Genomic DNA, 14,656 nt, shown 5'->3' with positions numbered 1-14,656 from the left:
ACGCCTGTGCCCCGAGGGGACAGCGGGGCGTCTCGGACGAGCGACCACACTATCGGCTGACCATGACGACGGCCCGCCCCCTGTGGATAACCCACGGGCGACGGGCCGTTCGCGACGGTTTGGTGTGGATGTGCGTTCAGACGGCGACCTTCAGACAGCGACCTTCAGACAGCGGCCTTCTTCAGGCGGCGGCGCTCACGCTCGGACAGACCGCCCCAGATGCCGAAGCGCTCGTCGTTGGCGAGGGCGTACTCGAGGCACTCGGAGCGGACCTCGCAGGCGAGACAGACCTTCTTGGCCTCTCTGGTCGAGCCGCCCTTCTCGGGGAAGAAGGACTCGGGGTCGGTCTGGGCGCACAGCGCGCGCTCCTGCCAGCCGAGTTCCTCGTCCGCGTCGTCGACCAGCAGTTGCTGCACCAGCTCGGTCATGTGCGCCCCTCGTCTGTCTTTCGCGTCCCCGTGCGTGGCCGTTACCGATTTCGGCTGAACGACACGAGTGAAATTACAAGTGTGCTGCTCCGGGCGAGTCAAGCCGAGATCTGCTATTGAGCCCGTTATTCACTCTGCGGAACCAAGGCCGTGCGGAAAGTGTTCAAATCGCCATAAACATTGACACGCAGACGGGGCCCGGAGGGGCACCTTCGTTCGCGGACCCGGCACAAGGCTCCGTACGAAGCCCCGTGCACGGCTCTGTACGAAGAAGGACGCCCCTGCGTTCGATCGCGTTCCGCGAGGCCCGAGTGCCCGGATGTGCGCCATGTGTCCGGGGTGTCCGATGAACAAACCTTTCACCTCACAGATGAACCGGATGAGGTGAAACATGTCCCACATACCGGGCCGCAAGTTGACAGCACGGGTGTGAACCGATGTCCTAGGGGGCATGCTTGCGAACTTCGCACCCACCTCGACCCGCGCCGCCGGGTCCCTCGGTGCTGCCCGGGTTCGCCGTAGCTGTTGTCGCTGTTCCAGCTGTTGAGCCGTTCCCTCGCTCCAGCCGCCGCCGCGTCCCTGTGACCCGGCCGCACCTTCCTTCGCAGAACCCCGCTCCAGAGCACCCGACTCTTCCGCCGAGGAACCACGCACCCCCATGAACAGCGACAACGACCTCCAGATCGCCGGCGACATCCTCGAAGTCCAGCACCTGCTCCAGCCCCCGCGCGAGCACCCGGCCACCGTCGCCGAGTACGTCGGCCTCGCCCGCGCCGTCGCCGCCGACCGCTCCCAGTGGGCGCACCTGGTCCGGTACGACGCCACCACCCGCTGGTACCACCGGCTGCGCACCGGCCCCGGGTACGAGGTGTGGCTGTTGTCCTGGGTGCCCGGCCAGGGCAGCGGACTGCACGACCACGGCCGCTCCTCCGGGGTCCTCACCGTCCTGGAGGGAACGCTCACCGAGCGCACCGAGCGCACCGACCGCGGCACGCGCACGCTGGAGGCGGGCGCACAGCGGGTGTTCGCGCCGGGGTACGTGCACGAGGTGGTCAACGACGCGCTGGAGCCCGCGGTGAGCCTGCACGTGTACTACCCGGGTCTGACCGCGATGCCGATGCACACCTCCCCCGACTGCGCGGCCGGGAGCGAGCCGCGCGCGGTGAACGCCTGAACGACCCCTTGGCCGCGTTGGCCGGCTTGACCGCGTTGGCCGGCTCGACTGCCTTGACCGGCTTGGCTGCCTGACGCGTTGTCGTACCCGCCTGCAAGACTTGGCGCATGCGCATTGTGGTTCTGGCAGGCGGCATCGGTGGTGCCCGGTTCCTGCGTGGTCTGAAGCGGGCCGTGCCGGACGCGGACATCACGGTCATCGGCAACACCGGCGACGACATCCACCTCTTCGGGCTGAAGGTCTGCCCGGACCTCGACACGGTGATGTACACGCTGGGCGGCGGCATCAACGAGGAGCAGGGCTGGGGGCGGGCCGACGAGACCTTCCACCTCAAGGAGGAGCTGGCGGCCTACGGCGTCGGCCCGGACTGGTTCGGGCTCGGCGACCGGGACTTCGCCACGCACATCGTGCGGACGCAGATGCTGGGCGCCGGCTATCCGCTGAGCGCGGTCACCGAGGCGCTGTGCGACCGCTGGAAGCCCGGCGTCCGGCTGATCCCGATGACCGACGACCGCGTCGAGACCCACGTCGCGGTCGAGACGGAGGGCGAGCGCAAGGCCGTCCACTTCCAGGAGTACTGGGTGCGGCTGCGCGCGTCGGTGCCGGCCGAGGCGGTCGTGCCGGTCGGCGCCGAGCGCTCGAAGCCCGCGCCGGGGGTGCTGGAGGCCATCGCCGAGGCGGACGTCATCCTCTTCCCGCCGTCCAACCCGATCGTGTCCGTCGGCACGATCCTCGCCGTGCCCGGCATCCGTGAGGCGATCGCCGAGGCGGGCGTCCCGGTGGTGGGCCTGTCCCCCATCGTCGGGGACGCGCCGGTGCGCGGGATGGCCGACAAGGTGCTCGCCGCGGTCGGCGTCGAGTCCACGGCCGCCGCGGTGGCCGCGCACTACGGCTCGGGGCTGCTGGACGGCTGGCTGGTCGACACCGTCGACGCGGGCACGGTCGGGCAGGTCGAGGCGCACGGCATCCGCTGCAGGGCCGTACCGCTGATGATGACCGACATGGACGCGACCGCGCGGATGGCGCGGGAGGCACTGGCCCTGGCCGAGGAGGTGCGCGGCGCGTGAGCGAGGAACCCCCCGGCGACGCCGGCGAAAGGCACTCCCTGGCCGCCGACGAGAAGCACTCCCCGGCCGGCGGTGAGAGGCACTCCCGGGCCGGCGGTGAGAGGCACTCCCGGGCCGGCGGCGACGGGCGGCCCGCGTACCGGGTCTGGGCGCTGTCCGGGATCCCCGAGGTGCGGCAGGGCGACGATCTGGCCAAGCTGATCGCCGCCGCCGAACCGGCTCTGGCCGACGGGGACGTCCTGCTCGTCACCTCCAAGATCGTGTCCAAGGCCGAGGGCCGGATCGTCGAGGCGACCGACCGCGAGGCGGCGATCGACGCCGAGACGGTCCGGGTGGTGGCCCGGCGCGGCGCGCTGCGCATCGTCGAGAACCGGCAGGGCCTGGTCATGGCCGCCGCCGGGGTCGACGCCTCCAACACCCCCGCCGGCACCGTCCTGTTGCTGCCCAAGGATCCGGACGTGTCCGCGCGCGCGATCCGCGACGGGCTGCGCGACACCCTCGGCGTCAACGTCGGGGTCGTCGTCACCGACACCTTCGGGCGACCTTGGCGCGCGGGGCTCACGGACGTGGCGATCGGCGCCGCCGGAGTGCGCGTGCTGGACGATCTGCGCGGGGGCGCGGACGCGTACGGCAACCCGCTCAGCGCCACCGTCGTCGCGACGGCCGACGAGCTGGCCGCCGCCGGTGACCTGGTCAAGGGCAAGGCGGCGGGCCGGCCGGTGGCCGTGCTGCGGGGCCTGCCGGGCGCGGTCAGCGCGGCGGACGACCCGGGCGAGGGGGCGCGCGCGCTGGTGCGCAGCCCACGGGACGACATGTTCCGGCTCGGCACCTCCGAGGCGATCCGCGAGGCGATGCGCGGACGGCGCACGGTGCGGGCCTTCACCGACGAGCCCGTCGACCCCGGCGCGGTGCGCCGCGCGGTCGCCACGGCCCTGACCGCGCCGGCCCCGCACCACACCACTCCCTGGCGGTTCGTGCTGCTGGAGTCGGCCGGGTCACGGGTGCGGCTGCTCGACGCGATGCGGGACGCCTGGATCGCCGACCTGCGCCGGGACGGCAGGAGCGAGGAGTCCGTCGCCAGGCGGGTGCGGCGCGGTGACGTGCTGCGGGGCGCGCCCTACCTGGCCGTGCCGTGCCTCGTCATGGACGGCTCCCACACCTACGGCGACACGCGGCGCGACACGGCCGAGCGCGAGATGTTCGTGGTCGCGGCGGGAGCCGGCGTGCAGAACTTCCTGGTCGCGCTGGCCGGGGAGCGGCTGGGCTCGGCCTGGGTGTCCTCGACGATGTTCTGCCGGGACGTGGTGCGCGAGGTGCTGGACCTGCCGGCCGGCTGGGATCCGATGGGCGCGGTGGCGATCGGGCATCCGGCGCAGGAGCCGAAGGCACGGCCCGAGCGGGATGCGGAGGCGTTCATCGAGGTCAGATGAGCGTCCCGGACGAACGGCGGCGGCCGTGCCGCACGGCCGCCTACCCTCGTAGGACCACTCCGGCAACGTGTAGGACCACTCCGGCAACGTGAGGACCCCGTTCGTGGCAGGACGATTCGCTCCGCGGCCCACGCGTACCACCGTGCGCGGCGGGGAGAGCGCCGCCGTGCCCGCGGCGGCGGGCTCCGGGGTGCCGCGGCAGGCGGTGGGGCCCGCCCGGACGCGTACGTGGGTGCCGGACGGACCGCTGGACCTCGGGCTGATCCTCGGACCGCTGCGGCGCGGGCCCGCCGATCCGACGTTCCTGGCGACGCGGGACGGCTCCGTGTGGCGGGCCAGCCGGACACCCGCGGGGCCCGGGACGCTACGGGTCCACGGCCACGGCGGTGAGGTGCGCGCCGAGGCGTGGGGGCCCGGGGCCGAGTGGCTGCTGGAACGGCTGCCGGAACTCCTCGGGGCCGCCGACGAACCCGACGCGTTCGTGCCCCGGCACCGGCTGGTGGCGCTGGCACGGCACCGGCGGCCGGGGCTGCGGCTGACGCGGACCGGGCTGGTGCTGGAGTCCCTGATCCCGTCGGTGCTGGAACAGAAGGTCACGACCGACGAGGCGTACCGGGCGTGGCGGTCGCTGGTACGGAGGTTCGGCGAGCCGGCGCCGGGTCCCGCGGGCGCGGGCGAACGGCCCATGTGGGTCATGCCGGCAGCGCGGACCTGGGCGCTGATCCCGTCGTGGGAATGGCACCGGTCCGGTGTCGACGACAAGCGGGCCTCGACGATCCTGCGGGCCGTACGGGTCGCCGCACGGCTGGAGCAGGCGGTGGGGATGCCGGCGGCCGAGGCGCGGGCACGGCTGGAGGTCGTACCCGGGATCGGGCCGTGGACGTCGGCGGAGGTCGTGCAGCGCAGTCATGGGGCGCCGGACGCGGTGACCGTCGGGGATCTGCACCTTCCCGGGATCGTGGGGTGGGCGCTCGCGGGGGACCGTCATGCCGACGACGCGGAGATGCTGCGCCTGCTGGAGCCGTATGCGGGGCAGCGGCATCGGGCGGCGCGGCTGATCCTGCTGAGCGGGCGGGCGCCTGCGCGGCGGGCGCCGAAGATGCCTCGGGTGGACATCGGGTTGCTGTAGGGCGCCGAGCCTGCGGCTGCGTAGGGCGCGGCCCAGTCTGCGGCTGCGTACGGCGCGATCGCGGCTGACGGCACCGCAGTTTCCCGGGGGGCGCGGGGGTCTGCGCGATCAGCACGGGGGCGCGGGGAACGGCGCGATCAGTACGAACGCACTCGCACCCCACACCCCGCATAGGCACCCAGACCTGCACCCGCACCCGGCACCCGGCACCCGGCACCCGGCACCCGGCACCGGACAGGATCCCCCTCACTGGTCCGAAGAGAACCTCACCGCCCCCGCCGGGATGCGCGCGTCGCACCACACCCGCGCGCCCTCGCGCAGTTCGTTGTCCGCGCCGATGACCGCGCCGTCGCCGATGACCGTGCCGGTGAGGACGGAGCGTTCGCCGACGCGGGCCCGGGTGCCGATGAGGGAGTCGGTGATGACGGCGCCGGGTTCGATGACGGCGCCGGGCAGGATCGTGGAGCCGAAGACGCGGGCGCCCTCGGCGACGAAGGCGCCCTCGCCGACCACGGTGCCGCCCGTCAGCTTCGCGTCCGGGGCGACCGTGGCGGTGGGCAGGATCAGGCGGTCGCCGCAGCGGCCGGGGACCGCGGGGGACGGGGCCCGGCCGAGGACCAGGTCGGCGGAGCCGCGCACGAAGGCCGCGGGGGTGCCGAGGTCCAGCCAGTAGGTCGAGTCGACCATGCCCTGGAGATGGGCTCCGGCCGAGAGGAGGTCGGGGAACGTCTCGCGTTCCACGGAGACCGGGCGGCCCGCCGGGATCGCGTCGATGACGGAGCGGCGGAAGACGTACGCGCCCGCGTTGATCTGGTCGGTGACGATCTCCTCGGGCGTCTGCGGCTTCTCCAGGAAGGCCAGGACGCGGCCCGTGGCGTCGGTGGGGACGAGGCCGTACGCCCGCGGGTCCGTGACCGTCGTCAGGTGCAGGGAGACGTCCGCGCCCGTCGACTCGTGGGTGTCGACCAGGGCTCTGATGTCGAGGCCCGTCAGGATGTCGCCGTTGAAGATCAGCACCGGTTCGTCGGGGCCGGAGCGCAGCCGCGAGGCCACGTTGCGGATCGCGCCGCCCGTGCCGAGGGGCTCCTCCTCGGTGACGTACTCGATGTGCAGGCCGAGGGAGGCGCCGTCGCCGAAGTACGGCTCGAAGACCTCCGCCAGATAGCTCGTCGCGAGGACGATGTGGTCGACGCCCGCGGCTCTCGCGCGGGCCAGCTGGTGCGTGAGGAACGGCACTCCGGCCGCCCGGACCATGGGCTTGGGGGTGTGCACCGTGAGCGGCCGCAGCCGGGTGCCCTTGCCGCCGACCAGGAGGATCGCTTCTGTCACCTGTCGTCTCTGCTTCCTGCCGGGACCGGCCGAACTGATCGTGTCGGCCGGCCAGTGTATGCAGACCGTGCGACGGTGCCCTCGATGGCCGCGCGGTGTCGGGCGAGATCGGTGTGCGGCTTCCCCCGGCCGCCCAACGACCTGCCCGCACCCGTCCCCCCGACGGCAGCGAACACGATCCCGCGGCCTCAGCGCCCCTGGTACGCGGCGGCGCTGGAACGGGCCGAACCGAGCTTCGCGTAGAGCCGCTTGCCCGGGCAGTCGGTGGCGTATCCGTCCCGATGGCCGGAGATCACGTTCAGTCGTACGTTCTTCCCCTTTGGGTAGAGATTGCCACCTCCCGAGGTCAGATATGTCTTTCCGCGCGGATCCACGCCGTAGAGGCCGAGTTTCCAGGCGGTGAGCCGGGCGATGGCCTTGACGGCGGCGCTCGACGGCTTGGCCGAGCCGTAGCTGCCGAGTACGGCGATGCCCGTGCTGTTGCTGTTGAACCCCAGGGTGTGGGCGCCGAGGACGGCCTTCGTCACGCCTCCGGCCCGGCCCTCGTAGAGGATTCCGCACTTGTCGACGAGGAAGTTGTAGCCGATGTCCCGCCAGCCCATGCTCTTGACGTGGTAGCGGTAGATGCCGCGGACGACGGAGGGGGCCTGGGCACAGGTGTAGGTGTTGCCCGAGTCGGTGTGGTGCACGAACGCCGCCTTGACCTTCTTCGTGTAGACGAATCCGCGTTCGCGCAGTGACTCGTCCGCGCCCCAGCCGCGCCGGGTCACGATCTTCGGGCGGGGCCCGATGTGCGGCTTGCCGCGCGGGAGTTCGCCGGTGAGCCGGCTCATCTCCCCCTCGGTGGCCTGCCGGTTCAGCTCGGGGATCTCGGCGGGCGAGGCCGTGGTGGGCGCCTCGTGGCCGGGGTCGACGAGTTCCAGGCGCAGGCCCGAGGGCAGCGGCGAACGCGGGGGTTTGGCGCGGCCCTGGGCCGTGCGCGCGTCGGCGTCCGCCCGGACCCGTACGTCCACGCCGTCGGAACTGCCCACCCACAGCGGCGCGGTGGCTCCGCGCACCCCGCGCGAGGTCCGCTCGGCGGTGCCCGGGTCGGCTCCGTGGTCCCCGTTGTGCGGGTCGACGTCCTGCCAGGCGGACCAGGTGCCGGCGGTGACGGAACGGGTGCGTACCTGCACCTGACCGCGCAACTCCCGGTCCGGGTCGTCCCAGACCACCCCGACCAGCGAGAAGTGCCGTACGCCTGAGCGGAACAGGCCCTGATCGGGGGCGCCGCCGTCGCGGTCGGGGGAGAGCGGTACGAGTGGCAGCGACCGGGTGCTGCCCGCGACCGCGTCCGCGGCTGCCGGGCTCGCCGCCGCCGGGCCCGTGTCCGCCGGGCTCGCCGACGCCGGGCCCGTGTCCGCCGGGCCCGCCGACGCCGGGCCCGCCGACGCCGGGCCCGCCAACGTGCCCTGGGCCGCCCACGGGAGTACGAGTGCGCCGGCGCAGGTGACGCCGATGGAGGAAGTGAGGAATCCGCGCATGCACATGATCCTGGACACGCATGTTCATATCTGTCCATAGCGGAACTGACAGACCGTCGGGAACCGTTCGCCCGAACCGGTGGCCCGGTCGCGCCGCCCTCGCACCGGCCCCGGCGTACCCTTGCGCGGGTGAATGCCACCGATCGCACCCCTGCCGACCTGCTGCGTTCCGCGCTCGCCGCGGACCCCGGCCGTCCCCTGGTGACCTTCTACGACGACGCCACGGGCGAACGCGTCGAACTGTCCGTCGCCACCTTCGCCAATTGGGTGGCCAAGACCGCCAACCTCCTCCAGGGCGAACTGGCCGCCGCTCCCGGCGACCGGGTCGCGCTGCTGCTGCCCGCGCACTGGCAGACGGCGGTGTGGCTGCTCGCGTGCTCGTCGGTGGGCGCGGTGGCGGACGTCGGCGGGAACGCGGCGTCCGCCGACGTCGTCGTCAGCGGTCCGGACTCGCTGGAGGCGGCGCGGGCATGCCGCGGGGAGCGGGTCGCGCTGGCGCTGCGACCGCTGGGCGGGCGCTTCCCCGGGGGCCCTCCGGAGGGGTTCGCCGACTACGCGGTGGAGGTGCCGAGTCAGGGGGACCGGTTCGCTCCGTTCGCGCCGGTGGATCCGGAGGAGCCGGCGCTGATCGTCGCCGGAGCGGAGTTCAGCGGGGCCGAGGTGGTCGAGCGGGCCGCGTCGGAGGAGGGCGCGCTGGGGCTGACGGGACCGGGTTCCCGGCTGCTGTCGGGGCTGCCGTACGACACGTGGGACGGGCTCAGCGCCGGACTGTACGCACCACTGGCGGCCGGCGGCTCCGTGGTGCTGTGCCGCAATCTCGGACTGCTGGACGAGGAGGGGCTCGCCAAGCGGGTGGAGAGCGAGAAGGTCACGTCGGTGCGCCGCTGAACGCGCCGCTGAGGCTCCGGCATGCCGATGAGAACGTGGCGCTGAAGGTTCAGTGTGCCGATGAGAACGTGGCGCGCTACCGAGCATCCGGCGCGCCGCCGAGGACTCGGGGTACCGACGAGACCTCGGTGGGCCGACGAGGGCTCGGGGTGCCGACGAAACTCCGCTGCACCGACAAGCAGCCAGGGACTGACGAGAACACGGCACACCACCGGGCGCCCGGTCCACCACGGAGCGCTCGGCCCACCACCGGGCGTCCGCCCCACCGACGAGAACTCGCGGCGCCGACGAAACTCCGCTGCGCCGACAAGTAACCAGGCGCCGCAGAGAACACGGCACAACACCGAGCGCCCGGCGCAACGACGGGCGCCCGGACCACCAGCAGACGCCCTGCACACCACCGAACGTCCAGCGCACCGGCAGACGCCCTGCCCACCACCACGCGCCCAACCCACCAACAGGCGCCCGGCCCCACCACCACACGCCCCGCCCACCGCCAGGCGCGCCCTGCCTCCCCAACCCACCGCCGAGCAGAGGCGCGCCGACCACGTGCCCGCCCCCCGGCCGGAGTAGTACAGGGGGCCTTGGGGCTGGCCCGACCCCATGGTCGTAGGAGCAGGACGTGACGTCTCGTACGCCGTGAGGGGGGCCGCAGGTGACCGTCACCCCCGGACAGCCGCTCGGGCCCGGGCTCGGGTCCTCCGCCAGCGGGGCGGGACTCGCGCGGCGGCACCGGCGGCGGTGGAGCGGGCGGGCGGCGCTGGGGGCCGCCGCGCTGCTCGTGGCGGCCGGGGCCGGCGGGTGGGCCGTCTACGTCAAGCTCAGCGGGAACATCACCGCCGACGAGGCGGCTGCCCGGGAACTGGCCCGCTACGAACGGGAACGGCCCACGGCGCTGGTGCGGGGCGCGCAGAACATCCTGCTGATCGGCTCGGACACCCGGGCCGGGGACGGCAACCAGCGGTACGGGCGGGATCTGGGCACCGAGCGCTCGGACACCGCGATCCTGCTGCACCTCGCCGCGAACCGGCACAGCGCCACCGCCGTCTCGCTGCCCCGGGACCTGATGGTGGACATCCCGGGCTGTCTGCGGCCGGACGGCAGCCGCAGCGAGCCGGTGTTCGCGATGTTCAACCAGGCCTTCGAGGTGGGTGGTTCGGCGTGCACGATCCGTACGGTCGAGAAGCTGACGGACATCCGCGTCGATCACCACGTGGTCGTCGACTTCAGCGGGTTCAAGGAGATGGTGGACGCCGTCGACGGCGTCCAGGTGTGCCTGAAGGAACCGATCGACGACAAGGCGGCGAAGCTGAGGCTGCCCGCGGGCCGGGTGACGCTCGACGGGGAGCAGGCGCTCGGCTACGTGCGCGCCCGCAAGTCGCTCGGGGACGGCAGCGACACCGACCGGATGGAGCGGCAGCAGGTCTTCCTCGGCGCGCTGGTGAACAAGGTGCGCGGCAACGACGTCCTGCTGAATCCGGTGAAGCTGTATCCGGTGCTGGACGCGGCGACCTCCTCGCTCACCACGGATCCCGAACTGGCGAGTTTGCGGGGCTTGTACCAGTTGGCCCGTGGGCTGCGTGACATCCCCACCAAGCATGCGCAGTTCCTGACGGTGCCGCGGGAGTCGTACGTCTACGACGCCGATCGCGACCAGCTCGTGGAGCCCGCCGCGCAGAAACTGTTCACGCGGCTGCGGGCGGACCAGCCGGTGGCGGTGGCCGAGGACGCGCCCCGGGAAGTCACCGGGCAGGCCCCGCGGGGCGGCCCCTCGGACGCTCCCTCCCCCGCACCGACGTTCCGCGGGAACACCGCGGCCGAGCACGCCTGCGGGTGAAGCCGAGCACGCCTGCGAGCGAGCCGGGCCCGCCTGCGAGTAATGCGCACACCAAGTCGCCGAACTACTGTCCACACGTATGCGGTGGATTGCCCGGTTGTAGGAACGTGGAATTTGTCACCGGCGTCGCCTGACGCTGAACTGGGCGGATAGTGTGAGCGATCCGGTGCACCTGGCCGCGAGGTCCCACCTGGGGTCGTGCACTGTTTCAGCGAGACCCGAGCGTCTTTGAGGGGGAAGGCGCCGCCTGGGCCCCGACGGAGGATTCGGACAACCGTGGACGCGCAAGGACGTGGGCGGGCGGACAACATCGATCCCGCAGACCAGTGGGTGCTCAATCCGAACACCGGCGAATACGAACTGCGACTGGCTCCTTCCGCACCGCAGTCGTCCGTCCCCGGCCAGCGTAGACCGCGGGCCCGTGACAACGGTGATCGTGACAACAACGGTGATCGTGACAACAGCGGTGGTCGTGACAGCAGTGGTCGTGACACCGGTGGTGGCGCGCGCTCGCGCGAGGGCGGAGCGCCGCCGCGCGAGCCCCGGCAGGGGCGCGCCGCCGACGTGCCCGCGCCGCGCCGCGCCCGCCGCGGCGAGCCGGAGCCGCCCCAGGGGCGGCGCGGCAGGCGGCCGGTGAAGAAGAAGTCGACGGCGAAGAAGGCGCTGGCGTGGACCGGCGGCAGCCTGGCGCTGGTCCTGGTCGTCGCCGGCGGTGCCGGCTACCTCTACCTCAAGCATCTGGAGGGCAACGTCACCACGACGGACGTCGGTGACGCGGCCAAGAACGGCTTCAGCAAGAACGACGCCTTCAACATCCTGATCATCGGTACCGACAAGCGGACCGGCAAGGGCAACGAGGGCTACGGCGACAAGGGCAGCCTCGGGCACGCGGACACCAACATCCTGCTGCACGTGTCCAAGGACCGGACGAACGCGACCGCGCTGAGCATCCCGCGCGACCTGATCGTCGACGTGCCGGACTGCGAGGTCATCCAGCCCGACGGCACCAAGAAGGTCGTCGCGGGCACGGACGGGGTCCGCTTCAACACCAGCCTGGGCCAGGAGGACCGCAACCCCGGCTGCACCATGAACACGGTGAAGGCGGTCACGGGCATACAGCCCGACCACTTCATGATGGTCGACTTCCACGCGGTCAAGACGCTGACGTCGGCGGTGGGCGGCGTCGACGTGTGCCTCGCGCACGCCGTCGACGACCCCGACTCGCACCTGAAACTGTCCGCCGGCAAACACAAGATCGAGGGCGAGCAGGCGCTGGCCTTCGTCCGCACCCGGCACAGCTGGGGCAACCAGGGCGACCTGGACCGCATCAAGGTGCAGCAGAAGTTCATGGGCTCGCTGATGCGCAAGATGTCCTCCAGCGACACCCTGACCAGCCCGACCAAGCTGCTGGGCCTGGCGGAGGCGGCCACCAAGGCGCTCACCGTCGACAAGGGCATCGGCAACGTGGGCACGCTCAAGGACATCGCGCTGGAGTTGAAGAAGGTGCCGCCGAAGAACATCTCGTTCGTGACGGTGCCCGTGCTCGACAATCCGGCGGACGGCGTCGTCCACAAGACGGTCATCGTCAACCCGACCACGGCGCCCGAGGTCTTCGACGCGATCAGGGACGACGTCTCCTTCACCGACGTCAAAAAGAAGGAGAATGCGGCCAAGGACGCCCAGGCCGCCCGTCTCAAGGGCACGAAGTCCGCGGCCTCCGAGGTGCGGGTGCGGATCCTCAACGGCGGTGCCGAGCCCGGCAGCGCGCAGGAGACGCTGAACTGGATGCAGACCGACAAGGGAATCCTCAAGTCGGAGAACGCCGGCAACGCGCCGGCGCCGCTGGCGAGGACGACCCTCGAGTACGCGCCCGACCAGGCCCCCCAGGCACGGGAGCTGGCCGCCCTGATGGGGCTGCCCGGCTCGGCGCTGAAGCCCGGCAAGAGCGTCACCAACGCACAGGGGCTGCCGACGATGACGCTGACCCTGGGCAAGGACTTCAAGGGTGCGGGAGTCCCCGTCACCGGGCCGAAGAAGGCACCGAAGGTCGACGGCCAGTCCACGGCAGACAAGGTCGAGTGCGCCTCATAGGTAACCCAAGCGGTCCCTCGCGCGTCTAACCCCGCGCGGGACGGACCCGTGGTTCGGCGCAGGGTGGGGAGGCACACAGGTGTCGCACAGCGATGTACGGGGGAAGGCACCTGCGGACGAGGACGCGACGTCACTCGATCCGCAGGCCGCCGACACACCGGACGGCTCGTCCGGCCGGCACAGCGGCGGTCGTCGCGGCGGCTCCCGGACCGGCCGGCGGCGCCGCAGGCGGCGCGTGCTGCGCTGGTCGGCCACGCTGCTCGCGGTGGTGATACTCGGCACGGCGGGCGCCGGCTACCTCTACTACCAGCACCTCAACAACAACATCCAGAAGGGCCGGCGGGCGGGCGGCGACGACTCCAAGGCCCAGCGCACCAAGCCGAACGCGGCCGGCCAGACACCGCTGAACATCCTGCTGATCGGCTCCGACAGCCGTAACTCCGACGAGAACGTGAGGCTCGGCGGCAGCAAGCAGAACCGGGGCAACCCGCCGCTCGGCGACGTGCAGATGCTCATCCACCTCTCCGCGGACCGCAAGAGCGCCGCCCTGGTGAGCATTCCGCGCGACACGCGGGTCGACATCCCCGCCTGCGAGGACCCCGAAACCGGGAAGAAGTACCCGGCGACCAACGGCATCATCAACACCTCGCTGGCCCGCGGCGGAGCCGGCTGCACGCTGCTCACCTGGGAGAACCTCACCGGGGTCTACATCGACCACTGGATGACGATCGACTTCGCGGGCGTGGTGCGGATGGCGGACGCCATCGGCGGTGTCGACGTCTGCGTGAACCAGAACGTGTGGGACCGCTCGACCGCCGCCCAGCACGGCGGCTCGGGACTGAAGCTGACGAAGGGTCACCACAAGGTCAAGGACGTGCAGGCCCTGCAGTGGCTGCGCACCCGGCACGCCTGGGGCAGCGACCTGATGCGTGCGCGCGCCCAGCACATGTACCTGAACTCGATGATCCGCACGCTCAAGGACCAGAACGTCTTCACCGACGGCGGCCGCCTGACGGACCTCGCCGAGGCGGCGACCAAGTCGCTCAAGGTGTCGGAGGAGATCGGCACGGTCAAGAAGCTCTACGACCTCGGCATGGAGCTGAAGTCGGTGCCGACCAACCGCATCACGTCGGTCACGATGCCCAACCAGACGGACCCGCAGGACGGCGACCACGTCGTGCCGGAGAAGGCCGGCGCCGACCGCGTCTGGCAGATGCTCCGCGACGACGTGGCGTTCGACAAGAACGGCAAGCCGTCGGGCGCGAAGAAGGCCTCGCAGACGTCCCCGCCGGCCAGGACCCCCTCGGTCGAACCGGCCCAGCTCGGCGTGATGGTGCAGAACGCCACCCGCTCCTCCACCGAGGCCGCGGCCCAGGGCCGGGCGTCCGAGGTCGGCCGGTTGCTCGTGGGGCAGGGCTACGGCAGGGCCACGGCCGACCTGTCGCCGGCGCAGGCCGCCGACCAGACGGTGGTGCGCTACCCGAGCGCCGAGCTGGAGGGTGACGCGCAGGCCGTCGCCAAGGCGCTGGGGATCCCGGCGAGCCAGGTGGAACGCTCGACCGACGTGTCCGGTGTCACGGTCGTCGTCGGCGCGGACTGGCGCACGGGCGACACCTACCCGAAGAAGTCCGCCCCGAAGGCCGGCGACCTGCCCGGCAACGCCGACGCCATCAACGGCTCGGACGACACCCAGTGCATGGACGTGTACGGGCCCTACCAGTGGTAGCCGGATTCGGCCCGTACGACTGAGTGGCAGCGGG

Annotated in this window: 11 protein-coding genes; 8 read left to right on the top strand and 3 right to left on the bottom strand. The window is 72.1% G+C overall.

Features of this window, described 5'->3' with window-relative positions; all coding sequences use genetic code 11:
• Positions 1-164: 164 nt before the first annotated feature.
• Entirely contained in the window at positions 165-428 is a 264-nt protein-coding gene (locus ACGFYV_RS09490) for a WhiB family transcriptional regulator (protein ID WP_003975777.1), read from the bottom strand.
• 658 nt (positions 429-1,086) lie between these two features.
• Here ACGFYV_RS09490 and ACGFYV_RS09485 point away from each other — a divergent pair.
• From ACGFYV_RS09485 to ACGFYV_RS09470, 4 genes are all read left to right on the top strand, one after another.
• Positions 1,087-1,602: a cysteine dioxygenase gene (locus tag ACGFYV_RS09485; RefSeq protein ID WP_393877765.1), complete on the top strand. Its 516-nt coding sequence runs from the start codon at positions 1,087-1,089 to the stop codon at positions 1,600-1,602.
• Between the two features lie 107 nt (positions 1,603-1,709).
• Positions 1,710-2,669 (top strand): 2-phospho-L-lactate transferase, encoded by a 960-nt coding sequence (cofD, locus tag ACGFYV_RS09480; protein ID WP_393877764.1) that lies wholly within the window; start codon positions 1,710-1,712, stop codon positions 2,667-2,669.
• Between the two features lie 38 nt (positions 2,670-2,707).
• Positions 2,708-4,099 carry a coenzyme F420-0:L-glutamate ligase gene (locus ACGFYV_RS09475; RefSeq protein WP_393877791.1) on the top strand — a complete coding sequence of 464 codons (1,392 nt, stop codon included), beginning with the start codon at positions 2,708-2,710 and terminating at the stop codon, positions 4,097-4,099.
• Positions 4,100-4,202: 103 nt separating this feature from the next.
• Positions 4,203-5,228 (top strand): DNA-3-methyladenine glycosylase family protein, encoded by a 1,026-nt coding sequence (locus ACGFYV_RS09470; RefSeq protein ID WP_393877763.1) that lies wholly within the window; start codon positions 4,203-4,205, stop codon positions 5,226-5,228.
• A gap of 246 nt (positions 5,229-5,474) precedes the next feature.
• Here ACGFYV_RS09470 and ACGFYV_RS09465 read toward each other — a convergent pair whose 3' ends face one another.
• Both ACGFYV_RS09465 and ACGFYV_RS09460 read right to left on the bottom strand, forming a co-directional pair.
• Positions 5,475-6,557, bottom strand: a complete 1,083-nt coding sequence (locus ACGFYV_RS09465) for a sugar phosphate nucleotidyltransferase (protein WP_393877762.1) — start codon at positions 6,555-6,557, stop codon at positions 5,475-5,477.
• 188 nt (positions 6,558-6,745) lie between these two features.
• Complete coding sequence (locus tag ACGFYV_RS09460) at positions 6,746-8,080, bottom strand: peptidoglycan recognition protein (RefSeq protein WP_393877761.1); 1,335 nt, start codon at positions 8,078-8,080, stop codon at positions 6,746-6,748.
• 129 nt (positions 8,081-8,209) lie between these two features.
• Here ACGFYV_RS09460 and ACGFYV_RS09455 point away from each other — a divergent pair, with 129 nt between their 5' ends.
• From ACGFYV_RS09455 to ACGFYV_RS09440, 4 genes are all read left to right on the top strand, one after another.
• Positions 8,210-8,968 (top strand): TIGR03089 family protein, encoded by a 759-nt coding sequence (locus tag ACGFYV_RS09455; RefSeq protein ID WP_393877760.1) that lies wholly within the window; start codon positions 8,210-8,212, stop codon positions 8,966-8,968.
• A 655-nt stretch (positions 8,969-9,623) separates the two neighbouring features.
• Positions 9,624-10,805 carry an LCP family protein gene (locus tag ACGFYV_RS09450; protein ID WP_393877759.1) on the top strand — a complete coding sequence of 394 codons (1,182 nt, stop codon included), beginning with the start codon at positions 9,624-9,626 and terminating at the stop codon, positions 10,803-10,805.
• A gap of 276 nt (positions 10,806-11,081) precedes the next feature.
• Entirely contained in the window at positions 11,082-12,896 is a 1,815-nt protein-coding gene (locus ACGFYV_RS09445; protein WP_393877758.1) for an LCP family protein, read from the top strand.
• A gap of 79 nt (positions 12,897-12,975) precedes the next feature.
• Positions 12,976-14,622 (top strand): LCP family protein, encoded by a 1,647-nt coding sequence (locus tag ACGFYV_RS09440; RefSeq protein ID WP_393877757.1) that lies wholly within the window; start codon positions 12,976-12,978, stop codon positions 14,620-14,622.
• The last annotated feature ends 34 nt before the right edge of the window (positions 14,623-14,656 follow it).

Origin of the sequence: Streptomyces sp. NPDC048297, assembly GCF_043201585.1 — a bacterium.
GTDB lineage: Bacteria > Actinomycetota > Actinomycetes > Streptomycetales > Streptomycetaceae > Streptomyces.
This window is presented reverse-complemented; position numbering and strand designations above follow the sequence as displayed.